21 protein-coding genes are annotated in these 25,171 nt (G+C 71.9%); 13 read left to right on the top strand and 8 right to left on the bottom strand.

All coding sequences use genetic code 11. From position 1 onward, the window contains the following. Positions 1 to 10 precede the first annotated feature (10 nt). Positions 11 to 1,033 (bottom strand): hypothetical protein, encoded by a 1,023-nt coding sequence (locus DTL70_RS20295; protein WP_181861004.1) that lies wholly within the window; start codon positions 1,031 to 1,033, stop codon positions 11 to 13. A gap of 322 nt (positions 1,034 to 1,355) precedes the next feature. On the opposite strand from DTL70_RS20295, the gene purN reads away from it, so the two are divergent. Together purN and purH are read left to right on the top strand one after the other, a co-directional pair. Next, complete coding sequence (gene purN, locus DTL70_RS20290) at positions 1,356 to 2,018, top strand: phosphoribosylglycinamide formyltransferase (RefSeq protein WP_245979490.1); 663 nt, start codon at positions 1,356 to 1,358, stop codon at positions 2,016 to 2,018. Continuing rightward, positions 2,011 to 3,591, top strand: a complete 1,581-nt coding sequence (gene purH, locus DTL70_RS20285) for a bifunctional phosphoribosylaminoimidazolecarboxamide formyltransferase/IMP cyclohydrolase (protein WP_114023404.1) — start codon at positions 2,011 to 2,013, stop codon at positions 3,589 to 3,591. Before purN ends, purH begins: the two co-directional genes overlap by 8 nt. Before the next feature lie 203 nt (positions 3,592 to 3,794). Here the strand turns inward: purH and DTL70_RS20280 are convergent, their stop codons facing one another. The 4 genes from DTL70_RS20280 to DTL70_RS20265 form a co-directional block, all read right to left on the bottom strand. Next, positions 3,795 to 4,244, bottom strand: a complete 450-nt coding sequence (locus tag DTL70_RS20280; protein ID WP_114023403.1) for a peptidase inhibitor family I36 protein — start codon at positions 4,242 to 4,244, stop codon at positions 3,795 to 3,797. Between the two features lie 197 nt (positions 4,245 to 4,441). Next, a complete protein-coding gene (locus DTL70_RS20275) occupies positions 4,442 to 6,046 on the bottom strand; it encodes a protein kinase domain-containing protein (RefSeq protein WP_245979489.1) in 1,605 nt (534 codons plus the stop codon). After that, positions 6,043 to 6,831 carry an FHA domain-containing protein gene (locus tag DTL70_RS20270; protein ID WP_114023402.1) on the bottom strand — a complete coding sequence of 263 codons (789 nt, stop codon included), beginning with the start codon at positions 6,829 to 6,831 and terminating at the stop codon, positions 6,043 to 6,045. The genes DTL70_RS20275 and DTL70_RS20270 overlap by 4 nt, the downstream gene beginning before the upstream one ends. Positions 6,832 to 7,014: 183 nt before the next feature. Next, a complete protein-coding gene (locus tag DTL70_RS20265) occupies positions 7,015 to 7,629 on the bottom strand; it encodes a hypothetical protein (RefSeq protein ID WP_114023401.1) in 615 nt (204 codons plus the stop codon). Between the two features lie 498 nt (positions 7,630 to 8,127). On the opposite strand from DTL70_RS20265, the gene DTL70_RS20260 reads away from it, so the two are divergent. From DTL70_RS20260 to DTL70_RS20245, 4 genes are all read left to right on the top strand, one after another. Next, on the top strand, positions 8,128 to 8,982 hold the full coding sequence (locus tag DTL70_RS20260) for a bifunctional methylenetetrahydrofolate dehydrogenase/methenyltetrahydrofolate cyclohydrolase (protein ID WP_114023400.1): 855 nt from the start codon (positions 8,128 to 8,130) through the stop codon (positions 8,980 to 8,982). Between the two features lie 8 nt (positions 8,983 to 8,990). After that, positions 8,991 to 9,524, top strand: a complete 534-nt coding sequence (locus DTL70_RS20255; RefSeq protein ID WP_114023399.1) for a DUF3017 domain-containing protein — start codon at positions 8,991 to 8,993, stop codon at positions 9,522 to 9,524. A gap of 309 nt (positions 9,525 to 9,833) precedes the next feature. Next, positions 9,834 to 11,132 carry a helix-turn-helix domain-containing protein gene (locus tag DTL70_RS20250; protein WP_114023398.1) on the top strand — a complete coding sequence of 433 codons (1,299 nt, stop codon included), beginning with the start codon at positions 9,834 to 9,836 and terminating at the stop codon, positions 11,130 to 11,132. 223 nt (positions 11,133 to 11,355) lie between these two features. After that, complete coding sequence (locus DTL70_RS20245) at positions 11,356 to 12,354, top strand: malate dehydrogenase (RefSeq protein WP_114023397.1); 999 nt, start codon at positions 11,356 to 11,358, stop codon at positions 12,352 to 12,354. Positions 12,355 to 12,605: 251 nt separating this feature from the next. Here DTL70_RS20245 and DTL70_RS20240 read toward each other — a convergent pair whose 3' ends face one another. Beyond that, positions 12,606 to 13,187 carry a MarR family transcriptional regulator gene (locus DTL70_RS20240; RefSeq protein WP_114023396.1) on the bottom strand — a complete coding sequence of 194 codons (582 nt, stop codon included), beginning with the start codon at positions 13,185 to 13,187 and terminating at the stop codon, positions 12,606 to 12,608. Between the two features lie 112 nt (positions 13,188 to 13,299). Between DTL70_RS20240 and DTL70_RS20235 the strand changes: the two genes are divergently transcribed. Continuing rightward, positions 13,300 to 13,692 carry a tautomerase family protein gene (locus tag DTL70_RS20235; protein ID WP_114023667.1) on the top strand — a complete coding sequence of 131 codons (393 nt, stop codon included), beginning with the start codon at positions 13,300 to 13,302 and terminating at the stop codon, positions 13,690 to 13,692. Here the strand turns inward: DTL70_RS20235 and DTL70_RS20230 are convergent. Beyond that, the gene (locus DTL70_RS20230; RefSeq protein WP_114023395.1) at positions 13,583 to 14,836 is read right to left on the bottom strand and encodes an MFS transporter; all 1,254 of its coding nucleotides are present in this window, start codon (positions 14,834 to 14,836) and stop codon (positions 13,583 to 13,585) included. The two genes, DTL70_RS20235 and DTL70_RS20230, sit on opposite strands and share 110 nt — an antisense overlap. Before the next feature lie 279 nt (positions 14,837 to 15,115). Here DTL70_RS20230 and DTL70_RS34375 point away from each other — a divergent pair, with 279 nt between their 5' ends. Continuing rightward, positions 15,116 to 16,255 carry a winged helix-turn-helix domain-containing protein gene (locus tag DTL70_RS34375; RefSeq protein ID WP_245979488.1) on the top strand — a complete coding sequence of 380 codons (1,140 nt, stop codon included), beginning with the start codon at positions 15,116 to 15,118 and terminating at the stop codon, positions 16,253 to 16,255. Between the two features lie 113 nt (positions 16,256 to 16,368). Here the strand turns inward: DTL70_RS34375 and DTL70_RS34370 are convergent, their stop codons facing one another. Next, a complete protein-coding gene (locus DTL70_RS34370; protein WP_245979487.1) occupies positions 16,369 to 16,887 on the bottom strand; it encodes a hypothetical protein in 519 nt (172 codons plus the stop codon). A 583-nt stretch (positions 16,888 to 17,470) separates the two neighbouring features. Here DTL70_RS34370 and DTL70_RS20215 point away from each other — a divergent pair. The 5 genes from DTL70_RS20215 (at position 17,471) to DTL70_RS20195 (ending at position 25,067) form a co-directional block, all read left to right on the top strand. Continuing rightward, positions 17,471 to 18,973, top strand: coding sequence for an aldehyde dehydrogenase family protein (locus DTL70_RS20215; protein WP_114023393.1), 1,503 nt, complete (start codon positions 17,471 to 17,473; stop codon positions 18,971 to 18,973). A gap of 278 nt (positions 18,974 to 19,251) precedes the next feature. Next, positions 19,252 to 20,817, top strand: coding sequence for a GMC family oxidoreductase (locus DTL70_RS20210; RefSeq protein ID WP_114023392.1), 1,566 nt, complete (start codon positions 19,252 to 19,254; stop codon positions 20,815 to 20,817). Beyond that, positions 20,817 to 21,992, top strand: a complete 1,176-nt coding sequence (locus tag DTL70_RS20205; protein WP_114023391.1) for a quaternary amine ABC transporter ATP-binding protein — start codon at positions 20,817 to 20,819, stop codon at positions 21,990 to 21,992. Before DTL70_RS20210 ends, DTL70_RS20205 begins: the two co-directional genes overlap by 1 nt. Before the next feature lie 61 nt (positions 21,993 to 22,053). Further along, positions 22,054 to 24,114: an ABC transporter permease gene (locus DTL70_RS20200; RefSeq protein WP_114023390.1), complete on the top strand. Its 2,061-nt coding sequence runs from the start codon at positions 22,054 to 22,056 to the stop codon at positions 24,112 to 24,114. Further along, the gene (locus tag DTL70_RS20195; protein WP_114023389.1) at positions 24,111 to 25,067 is read left to right on the top strand and encodes an ABC transporter substrate-binding protein; all 957 of its coding nucleotides are present in this window, start codon (positions 24,111 to 24,113) and stop codon (positions 25,065 to 25,067) included. The genes DTL70_RS20200 and DTL70_RS20195 overlap by 4 nt, the downstream gene beginning before the upstream one ends. The last annotated feature ends 104 nt before the right edge of the window (positions 25,068 to 25,171 follow it).

Genomic DNA, 25,171 nt, shown 5'->3' with positions numbered 1-25,171 from the left:
TGGGCCCGCCTCAGCGGTTCTCCAGGAACGGCTGCAGTTCCTCCGGCAGGTGCCGCTCGCAGTCGTCGCGGGAAGACTGGGTCAGCGCGTCGTTCTGGCAGGTGTAGTACTCGCTGTAGGCGAACTGGAACGTGTACGTCGCCGCGACGATCGCGAGTGTCAGCCCCGCGGTGACCAGGCCGCTGATGGCGGCCGTCCGCTTGGCCTTGGCCGCCTGGGCCGGGGTGACGGCGAGCGGGATCGGCGACCGGCCGTCCGGGCCACCGGCGCCGCCCTGGCCCCCGGGGCCGGCGGTTCCGCCGGGGCCCGCGGAGCGTCCCGGCTCCTCCTCGCCCTCCGCGCTGCGGTCGGTACCGGCGACGTCCTCCGCCGTGGCGGTCACGGAGCGGCGCCGCTTGTCACCCTTGGACCTGCGGCCTTCGGTCGTGGATTTCGGTGGGTTGCCGCGCAGCGCGCTGATGCCCCAGTAGAGCGAGAGCGCCCCGAGCAGGAGTGCGGCCTCGGGGACGCCCAGCAGAGCGAAGAAGAGGCCCCAGATGCCTGCGTGGAGGGCGTACCGGGCGTGCCGCTGGAGCGGGTCCGTCGGGTCCCAGCGCATGCCGCGCCCGCCGGAGCCGCCGGGCCCGCCTCCGGGTCCGCCAGGCCCCCGGTCGCCGTTGCCCTGCCGGTCGCGGTCGCGGTCATTCCCGCGGTCGCCGCCGCCGAAGCTGCCGCCGTGCCGTCCCGGCTGGCGGCTGCTCCACTGGCTGCCCCACGCGGAGGGCCGCTGCTCGCCGTCCGACGAGCCGGAATCCCCTCCCGAGCCGTCGCCTCCGCCGCCGGATCCTCTCCCGGCGTCCGGCCCCGGGCCCCCTGGGCCACGGGGGCCCCTGGGGCCGTCGGGGTCCGACCCGTCGTCCTTCTCCTGGGCGAGCCGCCGCGGCTGCCGAGGCTGCCATGGCTGGTCCGGCTGCCCCTCCGGCGGTGGCGCGAAGGGGTTGTCCTCGCGGGAGGTGCTGTCGGATGCGGCCGTACGGCGGCGTCGGTCGGTCATCTGGTGTGTGTCTTCCTCGTCGCTTCCGCGTCGGTTACACGGCCGTGTGGCCCTCCGAGCCCCGCGGGAGCCCGAGAAGGCCGTGTCCCTGACGCTACCTTCCGGTTGCGCCCCCGTCCCGTGGGGGCCGTTCCGAGGGCCGGTATGGTTGCCGACGGTCGGACGCTTCGTAGAGTTCCCCGGAATTCGCGGGTCCACGTACTTGTGCGACCACACAATGACGCCCGGCCGCCCCGTCCGCCCCACCCACCTCACCGCGCCCCTCCAGCACCCCTCAGTACTGCCTGCATCCTGCCCGTCTCCCGCGAGAGAGAGCACCGTCGTGGACGCGCCGTCCTTCCGTCCCGCCGCCCCCGTGCGCCTCGTCGTCCTGGTGTCCGGCTCAGGTACCAACCTCCAGGCGCTGATCGACGCCGCGGCCGACCCCGCCACGGACACCCCGTACGAGATCGTCGCCGTGGGCGCCGACCGGGGCGGTATCGAGGGGCTGTCGCGCGCGGAACGGGCCGGGATCCCCACCTACACGTGCCGGGTGAAGGACTTCGCCACCCGCGGGGAGTGGGACGCGGCGCTGGCGGAGGCGACGGCCGCCCACGCCCCCGACCTGGTGGTCTCGGCGGGCTTCATGAAGGTGGTGGGCCCCGGGTTCCTGGCGCGCTTCGGCGGGCGGTTCCTCAACACGCACCCCGCGCTGCTCCCCAGTTTTCCCGGCGCTCACGGCGTACGCGACGCGCTCGCGTACGGCGCGAAGGTGACCGGGTGCACCGTCCACTTCGTCGACGACGGCGTCGACACCGGGCCCGTGATCGCGCAGCGCGCCGTCGAGGTCCGGGAAGAGGACCACACCGACGAGGGTGCCGCTCTGCACGAGCGGATCAAGGAAGTCGAGCGACGGCTGCTCGTCGAGGTCGTGGGGCGCATCGCCCGCGACGGCTACACCTTCGAGGGGCCGAACAGAAGAAGGGTACGACTGGGTCATGAGTGAGACTGCTGCGACCACGGGCGCCAAGCGGCCGATCCGCCGGGCGCTGGTCAGCGTGTACGACAAGACGGGTCTGGAGGAGCTGGCCCGGGGGCTGCACGCCGCGGGGGTGCAGCTGGTCTCGACGGGATCGACGGCGAAGCGCATCGCGGACACCGGCGTTCCGGTCACCCCCGTCGAGGAGCTGACCGGCTTCCCCGAGTGCCTGGACGGGCGGGTCAAGACCCTGCACCCGCGTGTGCACGCCGGCATCCTCGCCGACCAGCGCCTTACGGCACACCGCGAACAGCTGGGCGAGCTGGGCGTCGAACCGTTCGAGCTGGTCGTCGTCAACCTCTATCCGTTCGCCGAGACCGTGGCCTCGGGCGCGTCGGACGACGAGTGCGTGGAACAGATCGACATCGGCGGCCCCTCGATGGTGCGCGCCGCCGCCAAGAATCACCCGTCCGTGGCCGTCGTCGTCAACCCGGACCGCTACGGCGACGTCCTGGACGCTGTCCGGGAGGGCGGCTTCGACCTGGCCGCGCGCAAGCGCCTGGCGGGGGAGGCCTTCCGGCACACGGCGGCGTACGACGTGGCGGTGGCGGGCTGGTTCGCCGAGTACACCGGCAAGGACGAGGAGGAGCCCTCCCCGTTCTCCGAGTTCATCGGCGTCACCTACACGCGCAAGAACGTGCTGCGCTACGGCGAGAACCCGCACCAGCCGGCCGCGCTCTACACGGGCGGCTGCGGCGGGCTGGCCGAGGCCGAGCAGCTGCACGGCAAGGAGATGTCGTACAACAACTACGTCGACACCGAGGCCGCGCGGCGTGCCGCCCACGACCACGACGAGGCGTGCGTGGCGGTCATCAAGCACACCAACCCCTGCGGTATCGCGGTCGCCGCCGATGTGGCCGAGGCGCACCGCAAGGCGCACGCCTGCGATCCGCTGTCCGCCTACGGCGGCGTGATCGCCGTCAACCGTCCGGTGTCGAAGGAGATGGCCGAGCAGGTCGCGGGCATCTTCACGGAGGTCATCGTCGCCCCGGACTACGAGGAGGGCGCTGTGGAAGCGCTCACCCGTAAGAAGAACATCCGGGTCCTGCGCTGCCCCGAGGCCCCTGCGGCGCCCGCCGAGTTCCGTCCCATCGACGGCGGTGGACTCGCCCAGGTCAAGGACGCCTTCCAGGCGGAGGGCGACGACCCGGCGCACTGGACCCTGGCCGCCGGGGCGGCGCTGGACGCCGGTGAGCTGGCCGAGCTGGCCTTCGCCTGGCGGGCGTGCCGCGCCGTCAAGTCCAACGCCATCCTGCTCGGCAAGGACCGGGCGACGGTCGGCGTCGGCATGGGGCAGGTCAACCGGGTCGACTCGGCACGGCTCGCCGTCCAGCGCGCGGGCGAGGAGCGGGCGCGGGGGGCGTACGCGGCGTCGGACGCGTTCTTCCCGTTCCCGGACGGCCTCGAGGTGCTGGCGGAGGCGGGCGTGCGCGCCGTCGTCCAGCCGGGCGGGTCCGTGCGCGACGAACAGGTCGTCGAGGCCGCCGAGAAGGCGGGCATCACGATGTACGTGACGGGGACGCGGCACTTCTTCCACTGAGTGCCTGCCGAGTGTCCGGCGAATGTCCGGGCGCGTGCTCCACCGAGCCCGGTCAGGCACTCCGCGACTCTCCACGGCACTGTGCGGCCCTCTACGGCACTGTGCGGCCCTCTACGCACAGTGCGGCACTGTGCGGCACGCCTCCGGGGCCGGCGGACGCTTCCGCCGGCCCCGGAGTGGTTCTCACCGCCCCGTGCGCCCGCTCAGCAGCTCTTGACCCAGCGGATGGCGTCCACCGTGTAGTCGTAGCCGTTCCACTTCTCGCCCGGGGACAGGCAGCCCCAGTGAGACGTGCCGCTGTCGGTGTAGTTCCACTTGACCTTCACGTGGTCCAGGGCCTCGTCGGTCCGCCCGTTGTTCCAGGCGGAGCTGATGTGGTTGTAGTTGTTGTTCGTGTTGACGAAGCGCTGGTACTTCTTCCCGGTGCCCTTCGTGCCCGTGTAGAAGCAGACCGCCCCCCGGGTGCACGAGTACGCGGTGACGCTGACATCCGTGCTGTGGGCGCCCTTCGGGTCGACGGTCTTCGCGGCCGTCCCCGCCGACGCGCTCTGGACGGTGGTCGCCGGCGTGGTGGCGCCGGCGGTCATGGTTCCCCCGGTGGCGATGAGTGCCGCGGTCCCGACGCAGATCGCGGCGAGCTTCAGCTTGCGCATGATGGTTCCCCTCCGGTTCTCATGGACACCGGGCCCGCCCCCCGTGTCGACCGGGCCCGGTGTTTCCCCCTGCGTGCCGCCCTGGGCGGCACGACTTCACAGTGCCGTCAGGGCGCGGGGACCGGTACCTCGCAACTCCCAGGGTGCGCACAGCCGCCCCCGCGCGGAGCGTCCGTCCGCGCTGCCGCGCACACCTGTCAGCAGCTCTTGACCCAGCTGTGGGAGCGGATCTCGGGAAGGTCGGCGGGCAGGTCCGTCCTGGCCAGCCGGCTGATGCACCCCTCGCGCCCGTGGTGGTCGTCGGAGTGGAAGTAGGCGACGGCGGTGTGCTTGCCCTGCGTCCCGTTGTTGAACACCGAACGGGGTGCCTGGCGGGCACTCCAGGGGCAGCGGATGGTGCCGGTGCGCCAGTCCTCGTCGAAGCCGAACCAGCTGCACATGTCGCCCTGGCCCGCGGGCTCGGTGAAGAAGCAGACGTAGCCCCGTTCGCACCGGTCGTACCCGGTGGGTTCCGCCGTGCTGTGCGTGCCGGAACCGTCGTCGACGAGCGTCGCCGTCACCGCCGCGGTGCCCGCCACCAGGCCGAGTCCGGTGAGCCCCGCCGCCAGGGACAGCCCGAAGCGGCGCCGCCGGGAGCGCGGTCTGGCGGCCCGCGCGGTGCCTGCGGCCTCCTCCGTCCTGGGCAGCAGGGACCGCGCGTCGTGCCGGGCGCGCTCCTCGTGCGTGGGGGCCAGGCAGTCGGTGACGATGCCGCGCCAGGCGTCCGGGAGCTCGTCCGACAGGCGCAACCCCTCGCCGCCGCGCGCGTAGCGCAGCACGGCGTCCCTGCGGGCCGAAGAGGTGCTCCCGGGGAACGGGAAGTCACCGGTCAGTACGAGGTGGGCGAGGACGCCGAACGCCCACACGTCGGTGCTGGGCCTGATGCGCTGCCCCCGCTCGCCGATGTCCGACCACAGCAGTTCGGGCGGCGTGTAGTCGGGCGTGGAGAACGCGGGCGAGTAGGCGTGTGTGCCCTCCAGCTCCGCCGCGAGGTTGAAGTCGCACAGGCGCACCGTGCTGTCCCGCATGAGCAGGACGTTGGCCGGCTTGAGGTCACCGTGCACCCAGCCCGCCGAGTGCAACTGGACCAACCCTTCGCACACCTGCGCGAGCAGTGCGGCCTGGATGAGGCCCCCGTGGGCGAGCATCCGCTCCACAGAGGTGTGCGCACGCTCCAGAACGAGCACACAGGCGCCGTCGACGTCGGGCCGCTCCGGATCGTCGACGGTGAGCACCTCGTGCATCCGGATCAGCCGTGGCCGCTGGACGGCCCGCAGGAGCGCCACCTCGCGCTCCGTGAGATCACGCAGGTGGTCCAGCTGGCGCGGCGTCCGTGTCCCCGTCGGCAGGAACTTCAGGGCGGCGCGGGACGGCTCGCCACCCGGCGGCCCCCCGACCTCGCCGTGCGCTTCCTCGCGTGCGCGCATGTGCGGCTTTCTGCGGGCTCTGTCGTGCCGCCTTCCACGGATGTTGCTCTGCGTTCCCTCGTGGACGCTGTCCTGCGGGTCATTGCGGGCGCTCTCTCGCCGCTCCTCGCCGACGCTGCCGCGCGGCTCCTCCTGGACATCGGGCTGCGGCTCGCGGGCACTGCCGTGCTTCCCCCCGTGGACGTCGCCCTGCGTCTCCTCGTGGACGTCGCCGTGCGGCTCCTCGGGGACGCTGACCCGCTGGCCCTCGTAGACGCTGCCGAACGCGCCGCTCGCGATGGATTCCCGCACCTCCCAGGCCCCCACCCGGTAGCCGATCGGGAGCCGTAGCGTCATGCCGGCACCGTTCCGCCCGGGCGCGCGTCCAGCCGTCCGCGGCCTCGCGCACTGCCGAGCAGGGTCAGATCGTCCTCGCGCACCAGGTCGAAACGGAGCGCCAGAGCGACCAGCATCTCCTTCTTCCCGTTGAGCCGCGCTCTGCCCTCCGGACTGTCCTCGGGAGCGGGCCGCAGGCGCAGTTTGACGGCGAGATAGTCGATGTTCCACTGCACCGAAGCGCGGCCCGCCTCCGGCCACGCCGTCCGCAGCCGTTCGGTCAGCTGCTCGGTGGTGGGCAGCGGCGCGTACGGTTCCCCGCGCAGCCGCGGCTCACACAGTGCGACCAGCACCCGGAAGTACCGGGAGTTCCGGTCGAGCGGGAAGGCCGGAACGGTCAGCGCCCCCTCGTCGGCACCCGGTTCCGTCCGCAGGTGGTCGTGGCGTGGCGCCCACACCTCGAAAGTGACCAGCTCGTCCCCCGCGGGCAGCACCACCCGGGAGAACTCGAAGGGCACCGGAGCCTCCACCCGGCCCGGCACCACCTTGATGTGCTCTCCCGCGCCCTCCGGGTTCTCCACGACGTACGTACGGTCGCGACTGTGGTTGGTCAGCGTCCAGAACGAGCCGCTGGCCGCGAGCACCCCGGCACTCCTGGACACCCCCGGGTGCGCGAGGACGAGTCCGCACTCCTCCTCCCGGCCGAACCGGAGACTCTCGCCGGGCGCCAACCGCACCTGCCCGGCCTGCCGTCTTGCCCCCTGTGCCGCCCACTCCTCGGGCGGCACAACGATGATGCTGTGCATACGCAACCCCCCGGCGCATACATGCCCGGCGCGGCACGGAGCCATTCGCCGCACGACGGCGGGCGGCGGGCGGTCACCCACAACAGCGACGGCGCGGCCGGAAGTCCGGCCGCGCCGTCACCGCGCGGTTGCCGCGGCCCCTGCTCGGACGGCAGGGGATGGCCTGAACGACAGGCCGAAGGCCTAGTACTGCGGCCTGTTGAACCACTGGCCCGCGGCGCTCATCGAGCAGAACGCGATCGTGAGTACGGCGGTCGCCAGCCACAGCACGGCGAGGATCAGCGAGCCGGCCGCCGAGTCACTGCTGGCCAGGCTGCCGATGAAGCTCAGCAGGGGGATCAGCGCGTTGACCGAGCCGGCGATGATCGCCGTCACGCGCGTGCCGGTGCGGCCCCTGCCGAACATCGAGGCGGGCACGATGTGCAGCGCCGCCAGACCACCGCCGATCAGCAGCCCGAACAGCGCGACACCCAGGGCGGCACCGCCTGCCGCCCCCACACCGGGAATGTCGTCCAGCGCGTCGTTGGCGGCCACGCCGCCGATGAGCAGGATGACGCCGAACAGCGCCCACAGCGAGCCCGCGATGAACAGCAGGACGCGCGCGGTGACGACCACCCCGGGCATGCTGACGGTGGGCTGCATGCCGCCGCCCGGGTAGGCGGGCATACCGGCCTGCGGGTAGCCGTAAGGGGCCGGGGCGCCCTGCTGGGGGTAGCCGTAGGGGGCGCCCTGCTGGGGCTGCTGCGGCGCCGAGTACGGATTGTGTGGACTCTGTCCTGGGGGCGGGGGGTAGCTCACGGGCTTTTTCCTCCGACGGTGTTGAGGGAGCGGATCGGGCCGAGTGACTCCGGAGAACCACGGCCTGCCCTCAGCAATGTCGCCTCCCCCGGGTACGGCGCCGCACCGCCGGCCCACTCTGTAGCGCCCGACGCCGTCCCACAATGGTGGTGGTCGGACTGTCGGACTGTCCAGCCGGGTTTCCGTACTGTGGCGAATCCGCAACGCGCGGTCAGACGCACTGTGACGACCGTGCCAGTCCGGTGCTCGGACCAGCGGTCCGGGCTCGGACCGACGGTGCTCAGACCAGCAGCCCGGCGCAGATCAACTGTCCGCCCGGCAGCGCCAGGTGCCCCTCGTGCGCGAGGTCGAAACGGAGCGCAAAGCGCACCAGCCCGGCGACGGCGTCCTCCGAGTCTCCCCGCGGGCGGCCTCCGAGCCGGCGCGAGCGGAGCCCCGTGCGGGGCCCGAGTGGAGCCTGAGTGGAGAGACGGGGTCCGCATCCGCGAGGATGGGCGCATGACCGCCCAGATTCTCGATGGCAAGGCCACCGCCGCCGCGATCAAATCCGATCTCACCGTGCGCGTCGAGGCGCTCAAGGCCAAGGGCGTCACGCCCGGCCTCGGCACGCTGCTCGTCGGCGACGACGTCGGCTCGCAGAAGTACGTCGCGGGCAAGCACCGCGACAGCCGGCAGATCGGCGTCAACTCCATCCAGCGCGCTCTCCCCGCCACCGCGACGCAGGAGGAGATCGAAGCGGTGGTCCGCGAGCTGAACGAGGATCCGGCCTGCACCGGCTACATCGTCCAGCTCCCGCTCCCCAAGGGCATCGACGTCAACCGGGTGCTGGAGCTGATGGACCCGGCCAAGGACGCCGACGGGCTCCACCCCACGAACCTGGGCCGCCTCGTGCTCAACAAGCCGGCGCCGCTGCCCTGCACACCCCAGGGCATGATCGTGCTGCTGCGCCGCTACGGCGTCGAACTGGACGGCGCCCACGTCGTGGTGGTCGGGCGCGGCGTGACGGCGGGCCGCCCGCTGCCGCTGCTGCTGACCCGGCGCAGTGAGAACGCGACCGTCACCCAGTGCCACACCGGCACCCGGGACCTGCCCGGAGCGCTGCGCCAGGCCGACATCGTCGTCGCCGCCGCCGGGGTGCCGCACCTGATCAAGCCGGAGTACGTGCGGGAGGGCGCGGCCGTGCTCGACGTGGGCGTCAGCAGGGACGAGAACGGCAAGATCGTCGGCGACGTACACCCGGGGGTCGCCGAGGTCGCCGGCTGGCTCTCGCCCAACCCGGGCGGTGTCGGCCCGATGACGCGGGCCCAGCTGCTCGTCAACGTCGTGGAAGCGGCCGAGGCGGCGGCGCGCTGAGGGCGGCCATGAGCAAGGAGAACGAGGCGGGGACGGAGCCCGCGACGCGTACGGAGAAGACGGCGGACACCGAACAGCCGGCAGCCGACGGACAGCAGGCGGCCGCCGCCGGGGAGCCGCCGTCCGACGGGCGGCAGCAGGCCGCTGCCGCGCCGCGCAGGCGCTCGCGGCGCTTCCCCGTGCTCACCCGGGACACCGCGCGGCCCGAGGGCGGCGGACGTGCGGTCGGAGGGCACCACCCGGCCCCCTACCGGCAGTGGCCGCTGCTGGCCGTGTGCGCGGGTGTGCTGGTCGGGCTGCTGGTGACGGTGATCGAGTTCCGCTCCGGTACCTTGATCATCGGTCTGGCGCTGATGGGCGGTGCGGTGCTGCGCTGGGCGAAGCCGTCGGTCGGCATGCTGGCCGTCCGCTCCCGCTTCACCGACATGGTGCTCTACGGCGTACTGGGCCTGGTCATCGTGCTCCTGGCCCTGATGGCCCAGCCCAAACCCCTGTTGACGGTGCCGTTCCTCGACACGATCGTGCACTTCACGGTCCGCTGACCGCACGCTCAGCTGACGGGTCGGACGCCAACGGCGAGGCCGCGTACCACTCGTGTGAGTGGTACGTGACGGACGCAACGGTTGGCGTCCGGACGGGCTGGCAGACTAGGGGTCGTACGCGTGGACGAGGGGGTTGTGCGCGGGTGTGGGTCACGGCCCGTGACACCCCCGTGCGCCCCCGCTTCCGGAGCTGTCATCCTGGCCGCCTGCATCCCCCTGGGCAGCCGGTACGCGACCCGGTGACCCGGGGCCGGCGCACACACGGGGGAAGGGAAGGCACACAGCGCAGTCGGGGACGAGGGGGAGGCCATGCCTCGGTGGAGGTCGCTACCGGAGGATCTGGACCCGCAGATCCGGGAGTTCGCGAACCAGTTGCGGCGGCTCGTCGACCGCAGCGGACTGAGCATCGCGGGCCTCGCCGACCGCACCGGCTACAGCAAGTCGTCGTGGGAGCGCTACCTCAGCGGCCGGTTGCTGCCGCCTCGCGGCGCCACCCAGGCCCTTGCCGAGGTGACCGGCACGGACGTACGCCACCTCGGCACCATGTGGGAGCTGGCCGAACGGGCATGGAGCCGCAGCGAGATGCGGCACGACACCACCCTGGAGGCCATCAGCATCGCCCAGGCCCGAGCCGCGCTGAACGGAGCCGAGGCGACCGGGCAGGAGCCGTTCGAAGGCGAGTCAGGAGCCGGACAGGACAAGGGCCGCAGACGGCGCAAGGGCGAGCGCTCCGGTAACGCGCGGTCCGGTGGACCGTCCGGTGGCGCACGGTCCGCAGAGGAACTCCCCTGGAGCGACCAGCCCGCGAGCGCTCCGTCCGCTGGCGAACCGTTGAGCGGCGGACCGCCCCCGGACAGGGAGACGGCCGTCCTGCGCAAGGACGCCATCCGTGCGGCGGGTGCCGCGGGACCCGGCACACGTGACCACCAGGTGCCGGGACAGCGGCGCGGCGGCGCAGGCGAGCAGGCGTCCGGCTCCGGCACCACCGGCCTTTCCGGAGGGACCGGTCCCTCCGGAACCAGCCCTCCCGGAACCGGTCCCGACGTGACGGGGTCCCGCGCGCCGGACACGGGGGAGGCGAGCAGCGGACGCCAGGGGCGTGGCGGCCGAGGCCGACGCAAGGTCACCGTCCTGCTCGCGGCGCTTGTGGGCGTGCTCGTCCTCGTCGCGGGGGCGGTCCTCTTCCTCGACCTGGGCGGCGCCGAGGACGAGGCGGCCAAACCGAAGCCGCCCCCCACGGAGAAGACCCGGAAGCTGCCCGCAGGGGTGAAGTGCGCGGGCGAGGACTGCTCGGGTCAGGACCCGGAGGCCATGGGCTGCGGTGGTACACACGCCACGACCGTCAGCTCGGCACGGGCCGGCTCAGGCCTCGTCGAGGTGCGCTACAGCGACGTCTGCAAGGCGGCGTGGGGGAGGATCAGCGGCGCGGCGGCCGACGACGTGCTGCGCATCACCGGCCCGGGCGGGCAGAAGGAGAGCGACACGGTGACGGCGACCGACGCGTACACCGCGATGGTCTCCGCACCGACCGAGGAGGACGCGCGCGCCTGCGCGACGACGGCCGCGGGCGGCGAGGGCTGCACCACCCCGGGCCGGACGGTGCCGTGAACGCGAGGCCGGCCGCAGCGCCGGATTCCACCCCCTGACGGAGCGGCGTCGGCCGTCCCTCGGCACGGCCGCTCGGACAGCCAGGCGAAACCCGGGTGCGGCGCCCCTTGGTCCGACCCGGGGGTGCGGCGGGGACGGGGTCGGATAGCCTGGCCGATGGGTCTCTTGACGTAGAGAGACTTCCGGCCACCCGCCAGCCACGTCAGGTACTACGGAGAACGCCATGACCCGCACTCCCGTCAGCCCCGTCAACGTCACCGTCACCGGCGCCGCAGGCCAGATCGGCTACGCGCTGCTCTTCCGCATCGCCTCAGGCCAGCTGTTGGGCGCGGACGTGCCGGTCAGGCTGCGCCTGCTGGAGATCACCCCGGCGCTGAAGGCCGCCGAGGGCACCGCGATGGAGCTGGACGACTGCGCCTTCCCGCTGCTCCAGGGCATCGACATCACCGACGACCCGAACGTGGCCTTCGACGGCACCAACGTCGGCCTGCTCGTCGGCGCCCGTCCCCGCACCAAGGGCATGGAGCGCGGCGACCTGCTCGAGGCCAACGGCGGCATCTTCAAGCCGCAGGGCAAGGCCATCAACGACCACGCCGCCGACGACGTCAAGGTCCTCGTCGTCGGTAACCCGGCCAACACGAACGCGCTGATCGCCCAGGCGGCCGCGCCGGACGTGCCGGCCGAGCGGTTCACCGCCATGACCCGCCTCGACCACAACCGCGCGCTTACCCAGCTCGCCAAGAAGACCGGCTCCACCGTCGCCGACATCAAGAAGCTGACGATCTGGGGCAACCACTCCGCGACCCAGTACCCGGACATCTTCCACGCCGAGATCTCCGGCAAGAACGCCGCCCAGGTCGTGAACGACGAGAAGTGGCTGGCCGACGAGTTCATCCCGACCGTCGCCAAGCGCGGCGCCGCCATCATCGACGCCCGCGGCGCCTCCTCGGCCGCCTCCGCCGCCAACGCCGCCATCGACCACGTTCACACCTGGGTCAACGGCACCGACGAGGGCGACTGGGCCTCCATGGGCATCCCCTCGGACGGCTCCTACGGCGTGCCGGAGGGCATCATCTCCTCCTTCCCGGTCACCACGAAGGACGGCGCGTACGAGATCGTCCAGGGCCTGGAGATCAACGAGTTCTCCCGCACCCGCATCGACGCGTCCGTCAAGGAGCTGACCGACGAGCGCGACGCGGTGCGCGGTCTCGGCCTGATCTGACGAGCAGCGCGGCCGGCGCGGCGCGAAACGGAGCGACACGAAGCGGCACTGTGCCGCCCGGCGGTCCGTGGGCTTCGTGACGCGAAACGGCACTGCGCGGCCCGGCGCCCGCGCGCTCCGGGCCACTGCGCGCGCCGGTCCGCCGCCGCTGAGCGGCGGACCGCCACCGCCGGACGAGGGCCCGCGTGGATCTTTCACGATCCACGCGGGCCCTCGCGCGTTCCTGCCGGACGGCGTCTCCGGCGCGGCGGTCAGCTCTTTCGGGTGACGCCGGCCGATGAGTCCCCGCCCTCCGCCTCAGTGCCCCCGTCAGAAGCCGTGCCCCCGTCAGAAGCCGTGTCCTCGTCCGACGCGGCGTCCTCGTACGCCCGCAGAGTCGTCACCACCAGGGCCCGCTCGAGCGGGGAGAGGGTCCTGAGCGCGTGGCGCCAGGCGTCGGCGCCGCGCGCGAGCCAACCGGAGATCGTGGTGCGCTTGCCCTCGGCGATGCTCACGATGCGGCGCCGCCGGTCGTTCTCGTCCTCTCGCCGCTCCAGCACCCCTTTCCGACTCAGCTCGCCCACCATGAGGCTGACCGTGGTGGGTGCCACCTCCAGCCGTGCCGCCAGGTCGCTGACGGTGCTCGGGCCGTCGAAGAGGAGGAGTGAGAGCAGGGAGAGGTGGCGGGGCGCCAGCGCGAGGGACTGCAGCTCTTCGGGGACGGGGAGGCGCTTGACCCGGCCGACGATGCGGGGCATCAACTGCAGGAGCGCCCGCACGGCTTCGTCCTCGGCGAGGCCCCCGTCCCGCCGGGGATCCTGCTCGGTTTCCCTTCTGTGGCCGTCCGTTGACATCGCGCTGGCCTCCCATTAGCTTTGCAACCAAAGATGTTTTGACATCAAAGAGGAATCGGGCTTCTGCATGGTAGTCGCCCGTTTCCTCACCTTGCCGATAGGGGGAGAAGCCATGCCGCACTTCGAAGTGCAGATTCACGAGGCGGTTCTGGGAGGGGAGGACTCGCCGGTGAGCGCCCGGCTCGTGGAGGAGCTGACGGAGGCGGCGTTGACGGTCTATCCGGAGTCGTTCCGCGAGATCGTCGCCGTCGAGTTGATCGGCGTGGAGCAGGGGCGCTGGGGAGTGGGCGGGAAGCTGACGGAAGAGCCCTCCCCGTTCGTCACCCTGCGCTCGAAGGAGGCCATGTTCCACCATCCGAACTTCGCCCGGGCTCCGGAGAAGCTGATATCCGCGATCACGGACGCCGTCGTCGCGGTGCTCGGAGAGAGCGTGCGGGAGCGGGTGACGGTGCGGTTGGTGGGTGTTCCCGCGGGGCGCTCGGGCGTGGGTGGCCGGCTGGAGTGAGGCCCCGCGCCAGCGAGAGCGTCACGGTCAGGGAGAGCGCGGCGATGAGGGTCATGGCGGTGGCGGGGGAGGTCCGTTCGGCGACGGCGCCCGCGAGTGTGGCTCCCACGCCCTGCATGGCCAGCATGCCGGAAGCGTGCAGCCCCAGCGCGTGCCCGCTCAGGCTCTCGGGCGTCAACTCCAACAGCCGCTCCTGGAGCAGCAGGCTGGCGGCGAAGCCGACCGTCGCCAGCGTCACCAGCCCGGCCGCGAGGGGCAGGGGTGGGCGCAGGACGAAGAGGAGGAAGGGGGTGGCCAGCAGCGCGAGCATCGGCGCGGGCAGTCGTCTGCGCCACCGCTGGGGCACGAAGCGGCCCATGGCGGTGTCCCCGGCCAGCATGCCCACCGCGCCGCAGGCGAACAGCAGCCCGGCCTCGTGCGGAGCGTAGGGAACGTAGAGGGATTCGCAGCCGACTACCAGCCCGTTGGGCACCCACAGCCCCAGGTAGACGGAGCGGCGCGCGGGGGAGGACCACAGCAGGGAGTTGGTCCGCCAGGTCGCGGCCACGGACGGGCGGCCGGTGGCGCGAGGCGGGCGCCGACGGAGCCCCAGCCACGCGGTGCCGGCGCTCGCCAGGTAGAGCGCGGCACCGGCCAGCAGGGTGCCGCGCGGAGAGAGGAAGGTGACGAGCACTCCACCGAGTGCGTATCCGCAGATCTGGGTGATGCCGGTCGACATGTTGAGCACCGAACGCCCCAGGAGGTAACCGTCCTTGGCGAGGATTTCGCTGAGGAGTCCGTATCGCACACCGCCTCCGAGCGAGGCCAGCACACCCAGGGCGAGCAGTACGGAGAACGAGGCGACGACGGGCAGTCCCGGCACGGCCTGTGCGGCGGTCCCGAGGGCGAACGCGAGCGGCAGCCCGGCCAGTGCGGCGCGGGGTGGTACCCGGTCGGCGGCCGACAGCAGCGTCGTCGCGCCGATGAGCTGGGCCAGGGAGGGCCCGAACATGGCGAGGGAGGAGAGCAGAGGGGAGCCGGTGGCCGCGTAGATGAGCGTGCCCAGGGCCAGGCCGCTCACCGTGTGGCCCGCGACGTGCAGTGCGCTGGTGAGGAAGAGAGGGGCGAACTCGGGCGCCCGGAAAAGTTCGCGGTAGGTGCGCATGGAGGGAGTGTGGGGCGGCTCTGCGGAGGCGGTTACTGTTTCGCACCAGGGCGAAACGACGGCCGAAACAGCGGACGAAACAACGAGGGCACCAACGAGCGCCCCGAGGGGCGAACCGGCGGACGAGCCAACGGACGAGCCGGCGGACGAGACAACGGACGAGTCGGGGGGACGAGCCGGCGGACGAGTCGGGGGGACGAGCCGGCGGGTCACGGTCAACTCGGCCCGCGTCACGGCCGGGCGGTCACTTTCGGTTCGGGCGGCTGACGGAGGTGGGCTGTGGGGTGGTGGCAGATCAACGCCGACGTGCTCGCGGGCAGCCGCTTCGTGATCTCGCCGCTCGCGGAGGCGATCGCCGCTCTCAAGGTGCTGGAGAGCGGCAGCCCCACCCATCCCGGCGAGCGCGCCTGGCTCGACGCGCACCTGTCCGCCTACCGTGCCCGCCAGGCCGCCGACCCGGTCACGGCGCTGCTGATCCGCGCGGCCCTCGGATCCACGTGGAACGCCGACTTCCTCACGCCCACCCCCGAGCCCCGCGAACGCCCGCGCACGGAGGCCTCGTTCGAGGAGGAGGTCGAGCGCATCCGCGGGACGCCGCCCGCTGCGGCACGCGCCGACCTGCTGGTCTCGCTGGGGACGAGTGGCCCGCTGCCACCGCCGCTGCGCCGGGACGACCTGCCGCCCCGCACGGCGGACACCCTCACCTGGGTGTGGCGCGCGACGGTGCTGCCGTACTGGCCACGGCGCCGGCGGGCGCTGGAGGCCGACGTGGTGGCGCGCACCGCACAGCTCAGCCGCGGCGGCTGGGCGGCGGCGCTGGACGCCATGCGGCCCGGCATGCGCTGGCTCGGTGGCAGCCGGCTCCAGATCAACGCGTGGGACAACCCGCCCCGCGATCTGGCGGGAGGCCGCCTGATGTTCGTCCCGGTGACCCCACGCACCGGGTGGGTCTCCTGGGAGGCCGCCCCCTGCCGTCACGGCACCCCGGCGGACGGCCACGGGGTCGAACCCGGTGCCGGCCTTGACGACGCCCCGGACCCCGGCGGGCCCGACAGCTCGCGGACCGGGGCCCGGCCCCGAGGTGCGGAGGCCCGGCCCCGAGGTGTGGAGGCCGGGCCCCGGTACGCGGTGGTCTATCCCTGTGCCGGTGCGCTTGCCGAGGGGGAGGGACCGCCTGCTCCGCACGCTCTGGGGGTGCTGCTCGGGCGGGCGCGGGCTGCGGTGCTGGTGCTCCTGGAGTCCCCCATGAGCACCACCCAGCTCGTGGGCCTCACCGGTCAGAGCCTCGGGTCGACGGGCCGCCACCTGAAGGTCCTCCGCGATGCCGGGCTGGTGCACCGGCGGCGGGCGGGCCGCTCCGTCCTCTACTACCGCACGGCCGCGGGCGACACCCTCGTACGGGCTCAGCCCCGGCCCTGACCGCGGCCCAGGCCCAAGCCAGGACCCCCGTCAGGCGGGGGCCGGCCCAGGCGGGGGCCGGCCCAGGCCCGGGGGCGCCGGCCCACGGGTTCAGGCGCTCTCGAAAGGTGCGCTCAGACGCTCTCGGAGGGGGGTTCGTCCTGCTGGGACTGGGAGTCCTGCAGGTGGCGGCGGAGCTGCTTGATGGAGACGGTGCGGTCCTCGGGCGGGGTGTCGCGGGGGACCGGGCGGTCGAAGTGGCCGAGGTCGATCTCGTCGTGGTTGGCGCCCGCTCTGCGTTCCAGACGCAGCGGGTAGGGCTTGCCGTCGGCGGAGACGTGCATGGTGACGCGTGCCTTGTCCTGGGTGCGGGTGACGGGGACGGAGCGGTGGCCGCCGACCTTGCCCTCGTCGCCGCGCTTCCAGCGCGGTCCGGGTGTGGACATCGCGCCGGATGCGGCCCGGAAGGCGTCCAGGTCGCAGGCGGTGGTCAGGCCCTTTCCGCCGAGCTCGGGGTCGCGTGCGGTGCCCTTGATGTAGCGGCCCTCGAACTTCTTGGCGACCTTGTCGCCGGCCTCGGGGCCGAGCTGGGCCTTCCAGTACGCGGCGTCGGGCTTGAGCCAGATCGTGTTGCCGTGCTTGATCAGCCGCATGCTCCCGCCGTGCGGAACCGACATTTTCCCGGAGCAATTCGCCTTCTCGTCGAGGGTGAGATTGAGCCGGAGGTCGGGGGCCTCCATTCTCAGCCGCAGAGAGCGTGCGGAATTCAGCTCCTTCGAGGCTTTTTCCGCTATTTCCTCTCCTGACAACTCTGCGATGTCCGGCCCGTCACGGTCCGTCGCCGAGGGGGCGGCGTTCGCCGGGGCCAGAAGCCCGCCCGAGGCCGTCGTCGCAGCGCAGACGGCCACGACAAGTGCTGTGCGGTGCTGCTGTCGCATGGGGGTGGCTCCGATCCGCCATCGGGGAGACAGGCGCGGTCCGTCGGTCGGCAACCTGCCGTATGCGGACAAAGACGTACTCACCGTACGTTCCGCCGGGGGGTGGCGCACTTCGGCCAGTGATGAAGCCCACTTGGCAGCGAATTCTGGACATGAGATCGCGGAGACGGGGCAGGGTTCCGGATTGCCATCTCCCCAAAGGCATGGCAAAAGCCCCCATCGGGGGCACCGGGGCCGCCCCAGCTGTCGGCAGGGAGGTGCCCCAGGGAAAGCAGGAGCAAGGAAGGCAGTACCGAAGGTGTCCGTATCGGAGAGCATTCACATTGACGGCACGTGGCGCACGGCCGCCGACGGCGGCACGCGGGAGGTGCTGGACCCCGCTGACGCCACCACGCTCGCCGTCGTCGCCGAGGGTGACACAGCGGACACCGACGCGGCCGTCGCCGCCGCCCGCCGCGCCTTCGACCAGGGCCTGTGGCCGCACACCCCGACCGCCGAGCGCGCGGCCCTGCTGCGCCGGGTCGCCGACCTGCTCCAGCGCGACCGCGAGGAGATCGCGCTGATCGAGTCCCGGGACACCGGTAAGACGCTGGAGGAGGGCCGGGTCGATGTCGACGACGTGACGAACGCCTTCCGCTACTTCGCCGACCTGGTGATGAACGAGTCGGGCGGCCGCGTCGTGGACGCGGGAAGCGCGGAGGTGCACAGCGTCGTCGTCCACGAGCCGGTCGGTGTCTGTGCGCTGATCACGCCCTGGAACTATCCGCTCCTCCAGGCGAGCTGGAAGGTCGCCCCGGCGCTGGCCGCGGGCAACACCTTCGTGATCAAGCCCAGTGAGGTCACCCCGATGTCCACCGTTCACCTGGTGAAGCTGCTGGTGGAGGCCGGGCTGCCGGCGGGCGTCGCCAACCTCGTCACCGGCGCGGGGCTCCCCGTGGGCCAGCGGCTGGCCGAGCACCCGGACGTGGACCTCTTCTCCTTCACCGGCGGCCTGGTCAGCGGCACGAAGGCGGGGGCCGCGGCGGTCGCCGGCGCCAAGAAGGTCGCGCTGGAGCTCGGCGGCAAGAACCCGAACGTCGTCTTCGCCGACGCCTGCGCCACGGACGAGGGCTTCGACACCGCCGTCGACCAGGCGCTGAACGCCGCCTTCATCCACAGCGGCCAGGTCTGCTCGGCCGGCGCCCGGCTGATCGTCGAGGAGTCGGTCAAGGACCGCTTCGTGGCCGAACTCGTCTCCCGCGCCCAGCGCATCAAGCTGGGCCGCGGCACCGAGGAGGGCGTCGAGTGCGGGCCGCTGGTCTCCCAGCAGCAGCTGGAGAAGACGGAGGGCTATGTCGCCTCGGCGCTGGCGGAGGGCGCTGAGCTGCGGTGCGGCGGTGAGCGGCCGAAGCCGTCCGAGGTCCGTCCGGCCGGCGGCTACTTCTACGCACCGACGGTGCTCGACAACTGCCACCGCGGCATGCGGGTCATCCGCGAGGAGACGTTCGGCCCGCTGCTGACGGTCGAGACCTTCAGCACCGAGGACGAAGCTGTCACGCTGGCCAACGACACCGAGTACGGCCTCGCGGGCGCCGTCTTCTCCGGTGACACGGCGCGGGCACGCAGGGTCGCGGCGCGGCTGCGGCACGGCACGGTGTGGATCAACGACTTCCACCCCTACCTGCCGCAGGCCGAGTGGGGAGGCATGGGCAAGTCCGGCGTCGGCCGCGAACTGGGCCCGCACGGGCTGGCCGAGTACCGCGAGACCAAGCACGTGTACGAGAACCTGCGGCCGGCCCCGGTGCGCTGGTTCGGCGGCTGACCGACCGGGCCTCGCGCCCTCTGCCGCCCGGGCCCCGCGCCCTCCGACCCCAGCCCCCCGGATGTGGACCCCCTCAGCAACCTCACCTCCCGACCTCCCGTACCGAACGACGGACGACAGCGCAGCGCCACGGTGGCTCACCCCCTGTTTCCGGGCCACCGCGGCGCACCCGTATCAACCGCCGTTCCCCCCTCCGCCCCGAAACCCCCGCAAGTCCCCTGAAACCCCTTCGAACCCCCATCCCCCGAGTCCCCGCAAGTTCCAAGGAGCAGTACCCCATGTCCAGCTATGACTACGTGATCGTCGGAGGTGGGACGGCCGGATCGGTGATCGCCTCGAGGCTCACCGAGGACCCGGACGTCACCGTCGCCCTCATCGAAGGAGGGCCCTCGGACGTCGACCGGCCCGAGGTGCTCACCCTCCGCAAGTGGCTGGGCCTGCTGGGCGGCGAGCTCGACTACGAGTACACGACGACCGAACAGCCGCGCGGCAACTCGCACATCCTGCACAGCCGCGCCAAGGTGCTCGGCGGCTGCTCGTCGCACAACACCCTGATCTCCTTCAAGCCGCTGCCCTCCGACTGGGACGAGTGGGAGGCGGCGGGGGCCGCGGGCTGGGGCGCGAAGGACATGGAGCCCTACTTCGGCAGGCTGCGCAACAACGTCGTGCGTGTCGCGAAGAAGGACCAGAACGCCATCGCGCAGGACTGGATCGACGCGGCGAAGGAGGCGCTGGACGTCCCCGAGGTCGTCGGCTTCAACGACGAGCCGTTCGATGAGGGCGTCGGCTTCTTCGACCTGTCCTACCACCCGGAGAACAACAAGCGTTCCTCCGCCTCGGTCGCCTACCTGCACCCGCACATCGAGGCCGGTGACCGCCCCAACCTGCACATCCTGCTGGAGACCTGGGCGTACAAGCTGGAGTTCGGCGGCGGCGAGGACGGTGCCGGCAAGACCGTCACCGGCGTGCACGTCCGCTCCAAGGACGGCGAGGAGCGGCTGCTGACCGCGGGCCGTGAGGTGCTGGTGTGCGCCGGCGCGGTGGACACGCCGCGGCTGTTGATGCACTCGGGCGTGGGGAAGAAGGAGGACCTCCAGGCGCTGGGCATCCCCGTGGTGCACGACCTGCCGGGCGTGGGGGAGAACCTCATCGACCACCCCGAGTCGGTGATCGTGTGGGAGACGGACGGGCCGATCCCGGACAACTCCGCGATGGACTCCGACGCCGGCCTGTTCGTCAAGCGGGACCCGGACCACAAGGGCCCCGACCTGATGTTCCACTTCTACCAGATCCCGTTCACCGACAACCCCGAGCGGCTGGGCTACGAGCGGCCCGAGCACGGCGTGTCGATGACCCCGAACATCCCCAAGTCCCGCTCCCGCGGCCGCGTCTACCTCACCTCCGCCGACCCCGAGGTCAAGCCGGCGCTCGACTTCCGGTACTTCGAGGACGGAGCCGACTACGACGGCAAGACCCTGGTGGACGGCATCAAGCTCGCCCGCAAGGTCGCGCAGGCCGAGCCGTTCGCCAAGTGGCTCAAGCGCGAGGTCTTCCCCGGGCCCGAGGTGCGCGACGACGAGGAGATCAGCGAGCTGGTGCGCAAGGCCGCGCACACCGTCTACCACCCGGCGGGCACCTGCCGGATGGGTGCTCAGGACGACGCGCTCGCCGTCGTCGACCCGCGGCTGCGCGTGCGCGGCCTGTCCGGCATCCGCATCGCGGACGCCTCCGTCTTCCCGACGATGCCCGCCGTCAACCCCATGATCGGTGTGCTGATGCTCGGCGAGAAGGCGGTCGATCTCATCCGACCCGATTCGACAACGGCACCGGGAGGTGTTGCGTGATGTCCGAGACCGCTGAGGCCACTGAGTCCGCTGCGAACGCCGCGAACGACGAGAGCAACGACGCGCCCAGGACCAACGAGGCGAGTGCTGACAGCCCCGTCATCTCGATCCGCAACCTGTGGAAGGTGTTCGGGCCCAAGAGCGCCAGGATGCGCCTCCCGCACGACGAGCAGGTCAAGGGGCTGTCCCAGACCGAGCTGCGGGAGAAGACCGGCTGCACGGCCGCCGTGCGCGACGTCTCCTTCGACGTCCACAAGAGCGAGGTCTTCGTCGTCATGGGCCTGTCGGGGTCCGGCAAGTCCACGCTGGTGCGCTGCCTGACCCGGCTGATCGAACCCACCGCGGGAAGCCTCGACTTCAACGGCCAGGACGTGCTGTCCATGGACAAGGACACGCTGCGTGAACTGCGCCGGCACCGCGCGTCCATGGTGTTCCAGAACTTCGGCCTCCTGCCGCACCGCACCGTGCTCGACAACGTCGCCTACGGCCTGGAGATCCAGGGCGTCGGCAAGGCGGAGCGCCGTGAGCGCGCCGCCGAGATGGTCACCAAGGTCGGCCTCGACGGCCTGGGCGAGCGCCGCCCCGGGCAGCTGTCCGGCGGCCAGCAGCAGCGCGTCGGCCTCGCCAGGGCGCTGGCCGTCGACCCTGAGGTCCTGCTGTTCGACGAGCCGTTCAGCGCGCTCGACCCGCTGATCCGCCGCGACATGCAGGAGGAGGTCATCCGGCTGCACCGCGAGGAGGGCCGCACGATGGTCTTCATCACCCACGACCTGTCCGAGGCGCTGCGCCTGGGCGACCGCATCGCGCTGATGCGCGACGGCGAGGTCGTCCAGCTGGGCACGCCCGAGGAGATCGTCGCCAACCCGGCGGACGACTACGTGCGCGACTTCGTCCGCGACGTCCCCCGCGAGCAGGTCATCTCGGTGCGCCGCGCCATGCGCAAGGCCGAGAAGACGGAGGCGGGCAAGGGCACCGAACTCGCCCCCGACACGCTGGTCGCCGACGCCATCGAGGCCGTCGCCCGCAGCGGCGAGAGCGCCCGCGTCGTGGAGAACGGCCGCACCATCGGCGTCGTCGACGACGCCCGCCTGCTGAGCGTCGTCGCCGGACTCGACGAGGACGCCGTCGAGGGCCGCGGCGAGGACGGCGAGCCCAAGGAGGTGGCCGCCGTATGAGCACACACCATCCCGCGCCCGTCCCGGGCGTGCGCGACAGCCGGCCGGCCGAGGGGCTGATATGAGCACCACCACCCTCCCGCAGCCGAGCGAGGATAAGGAGAAGGAGAAGGCCACCGCGGCCGCACCCGCCACCACCGAGGTGAGCGGCGCCCGCGCGCTGCTGGCCAGGCCCGCTCTCGCGGCGTTCGGTCTCGTCCTCGTCGCCCTGATCGTCGGCGCCCTCGCGCTGGACGGCAACTGGCCCGGCGCGCTCAACTGGTCCTCCGGCATCAAGGACGGCCTGGACTGGCTCAGCAACTGGCTGACCGACAACCGCGCCACCAGCCCCCTGTTCCTGTACTTCCTGCTGCACATCAGCAACTGGTCCGAGGGCGGTGTCGACTACGTCTTCACCTTCCTCAACAACCTGGGCTGGCTGGGCGTGACGGCGCTGGCCACCGCCGTCTCCTGGTACGTGTCGGGAGCCGGGCTCAAGGTGCGCTCGCTGCGCATCGCCCTGCTGACCCTGTGCACCTTCGGCGTCTTCGGCGTTCTGGGCGTGTGGGAATACGCCATGTCGACGCTGGCCCTGATGGTGGTGGCGGTCGCCGTCTCCGCCGTCATCGGCGTGCTGCTCGGCCTGATCGCGGGCCTGTCGGAGACGGGCAACCGGATCCTGCGCCCGGTGTTCGACACCATGCAGGTGATGCCGGCGTTCGCCTACCTGCTGCCGCTGGTGCTGATCTTCGGCATCGGCTCACCGGCCGCGCTGGTCTCCACCGTCATCTACGCCGCGCCACCCATGGCCCGCCTCACCGCGCTGGGCCTGCGCGGCGCCGACCCGGCCGCGCTGGAGGCCTCCCGTTCGCTGGGGTCCGACCCCTGGCAGCGGCTGTGGACCGCGCGGCTGCCGCTGGCCCGCAAGGAGATGCTCCTCGGCCTCAACCAGACGATCATGATGGCGCTCTCCATGGTCGTCATGGCCTCCGTCATCGGAGCGGGCGGCCTCGGCGACAAGGTCTACCAGGCGCTGTCCAAGGACAACGTGGGCCTGGCCCTCATCCCCGGCAGCTGCATCGTGCTGATCGCCATCTGGCTCGACCGGGTGACCGCAGCGGCCGGCGACCAGCTCGACACCTCCCCGGGGAGCACCCGCACCGGCGGTGACGCCGGCGCGATCGCCCTGGAGAAGCTCGGCGGCTGGCTCGCCTGGGGCGTCTTCGTCGTCTTCGCCGCCGTCGGCACCCTCTTCGGCCCGATCGGGGAACGCTCCTGGCCCATCGACTGGACCGTCTCGATCTCCTCGCCGCTGACCAAGGGCATCGAGTCGTTCACCAAATCCATCTCCGACGGCATCCCCGTCATCGGCGGCACCGACGTGTGGGCCTCCCACTTCACCTCCTGGATCCTCAACCCGATGCGCGACGCCATGCAGGCCTCGCCCTGGTGGGGCGTCCTGCTGCTGGTGGCCGTCCTGGCCTGGATGGCGGGCTCCTGGCGCGCCGGGCTGACCGGTGTCCTCTCGCTCGCCGTCCTCGGCGCCCTGGGCCTGTGGGACAAGTCGATGGACACCCTCTCGCAGGTGATCGTCTCGGTGCTGTGCACGCTCGTCGTCGGCGTCGTCATCGGCATCCTGGCCGCCCGCTCCCGGTGGGTGATGCGGCTGATCCGGCCGATCCTCGACATCATGCAGACGATGCCGCAGTTCGTCTACCTGGTGCCCGTGGTCGCGCTGGTCGGCGTCGGCCGGCCCGCCGCGATCCTGGCGGCCGCCGTGTACGCGCTGCCCGCCGTCATCCGCATCACCACACAGGGCCTGCGCACCGTGGACCCGGCGGCCATGGAGGCGTCCCGCTCGCTGGGCAGCACCGGCTGGCAGCAGCTGCGCCAGGTGCAGCTGCCGCTGGCCCGCCCCTCCCTGATGCTGGCCTGCAACCAGGGCGTCGTCCTGGTCCTCGCCATGGTCGTCATCGGCGGCCTGGTCGGCGGTGGCGCCCTCGGCTACGACGTGGTCTACGGACTCCAGAAGAGCGACCTGGGCGTCGGCCTCTCGGCCGGTATCGCCATCGTCTGCCTGGGCCTCATGCTCGACCGGCTCACCCAGTCCGCGGGCACCGGCAAGCGCGGAGGTACGAAGTGAAGCGCACACGCATCATCAGGGGCGGGGTCGCGGCAGCCGCGGCCCTCGCCCTGGCCGCGGGCCTCAGCTCCTGCGGCAAGGCCGACCCGTACTACAGCGGCTCGCCGAACACCGTCACCCTGCCCATCGCGGCCTGGGCGGGCTCCGAGGCGAACGTCGCGGTGGCCAAGCAGATCCTGGAGAAGAAGCTCGGCTACCGGGTCAAGACGCTCCAGATGGACGAGCCCGTCATGTTCGACGCGCTCAACACCGGCCGCGCCGACGCCATGATGGAGGACTGGCGCGGCGTGCCGAAGAAGGAGAAGAAGTACGTCGAGGAGCTCAAGACCGTCGTCAACGCGGGTGAGCTCGGCGTGACCGGCCACATCGGCTGGTACGTGCCGACGTACTTCGCCAAGGAGCACCCCGAGGTCAAGGACTGGAAGAACCTTCCCAAGCTGAAGAAGTACTTCCAGACCCCCGAGAGCGGGGACAAGGGCCAGATGCTGGAGGGCTCCCCCTCCTTCAGCACCTACGACGCCCAGATCATCAAGAACCTGGACCTGCCCTACAAGACGGTCTACGCCGGCAGTGAGGCGGCCCAGGTCAAGGAGATCCAGAAGCGGGCCGCCAAGAAGGAGCCCTTCCTCACCTACTGGTGGACGCCGCAGTGGCTCAACTCCAAGGTCCCCATGACCGAGGTGAAGCTGCCCAAGCGCACTCCAGGGTGCGACAAGGTGCCCTCCAAGGTGGACTGCGCCTACCCCTACACCGCGCTGACGAAGTTCATGAACCGCGACTTCGCCGAGAACGGGGGCAAGGCAGCCGAGTTCCTCAAGAAGTTCCACTGGAGCACCGAGGAGCAGACCAAGGTCGTCAAGTGGATGACCATCGACAAGATGGACACCGACGAGGCCGCCGCCAAGTGGGTCGAGCAGAACCCGGACAAGTGGAAGAAGTGGATGCCCAACTGATCCACCGCCGCCACCGCTTCCGGTAGCGCACCCGCCCCCGTGACGGCCTCCGTCACGGGGGCGGACGCGTCTCGGCCGTGGGCCGCCGGGCCGGACGGCGCCGT

This window comes from Streptomyces diacarni, from assembly GCF_003323715.1.
GTDB lineage: Bacteria > Actinomycetota > Actinomycetes > Streptomycetales > Streptomycetaceae > Streptomyces > Streptomyces diacarni.
Note: the sequence above shows the minus strand (reverse complement) of the source record. Positions and strands in the feature narration are given on the sequence as shown.

Bases quoted from the DNA above. Each gene is read 5' to 3' on its own strand.
- DTL70_RS20240 (WP_114023396.1), bottom strand. From the start codon at position 13,187: ATGTCAACGGACGGCCACAGAAGGGAAACCGAGCAGGATCCCCGGCGG.
- DTL70_RS20230 (WP_114023395.1), bottom strand. From the start codon at position 14,836: ATGCGCACCTACCGCGAACTTTTCCGGGCGCCCGAGTTCGCCCCTCTC.
- DTL70_RS34370 (WP_245979487.1), bottom strand. From the start codon at position 16,887: ATGCGGCTGATCAAGCACGGCAACACGATCTGGCTCAAGCCCGACGCC.
- DTL70_RS20275 (WP_245979489.1), bottom strand. From the start codon at position 6,046: ATGACGCTACGGCTCCCGATCGGCTACCGGGTGGGGGCCTGGGAGGTG.
- purH (WP_114023404.1), top strand. From the start codon at position 2,011: ATGAGTGAGACTGCTGCGACCACGGGCGCCAAGCGGCCGATCCGCCGG.
- DTL70_RS20260 (WP_114023400.1), top strand. From the start codon at position 8,128: ATGACCGCCCAGATTCTCGATGGCAAGGCCACCGCCGCCGCGATCAAA.
- DTL70_RS20295 (WP_181861004.1), bottom strand. From the start codon at position 1,033: ATGACCGACCGACGCCGCCGTACGGCCGCATCCGACAGCACCTCCCGC.
- DTL70_RS20280 (WP_114023403.1), bottom strand. From the start codon at position 4,244: ATGCGCAAGCTGAAGCTCGCCGCGATCTGCGTCGGGACCGCGGCACTC.
- DTL70_RS20210 (WP_114023392.1), top strand. From the start codon at position 19,252: ATGTCCAGCTATGACTACGTGATCGTCGGAGGTGGGACGGCCGGATCG.
- DTL70_RS20235 (WP_114023667.1), top strand. From the start codon at position 13,300: ATGCCGCACTTCGAAGTGCAGATTCACGAGGCGGTTCTGGGAGGGGAG.
- DTL70_RS20245 (WP_114023397.1), top strand. From the start codon at position 11,356: ATGACCCGCACTCCCGTCAGCCCCGTCAACGTCACCGTCACCGGCGCC.
- DTL70_RS20200 (WP_114023390.1), top strand. From the start codon at position 22,054: ATGAGCACCACCACCCTCCCGCAGCCGAGCGAGGATAAGGAGAAGGAG.
- DTL70_RS20270 (WP_114023402.1), bottom strand. From the start codon at position 6,831: ATGCACAGCATCATCGTTGTGCCGCCCGAGGAGTGGGCGGCACAGGGG.
- DTL70_RS20205 (WP_114023391.1), top strand. From the start codon at position 20,817: ATGTCCGAGACCGCTGAGGCCACTGAGTCCGCTGCGAACGCCGCGAAC.
- DTL70_RS20250 (WP_114023398.1), top strand. From the start codon at position 9,834: ATGCCTCGGTGGAGGTCGCTACCGGAGGATCTGGACCCGCAGATCCGG.
- DTL70_RS20255 (WP_114023399.1), top strand. From the start codon at position 8,991: ATGAGCAAGGAGAACGAGGCGGGGACGGAGCCCGCGACGCGTACGGAG.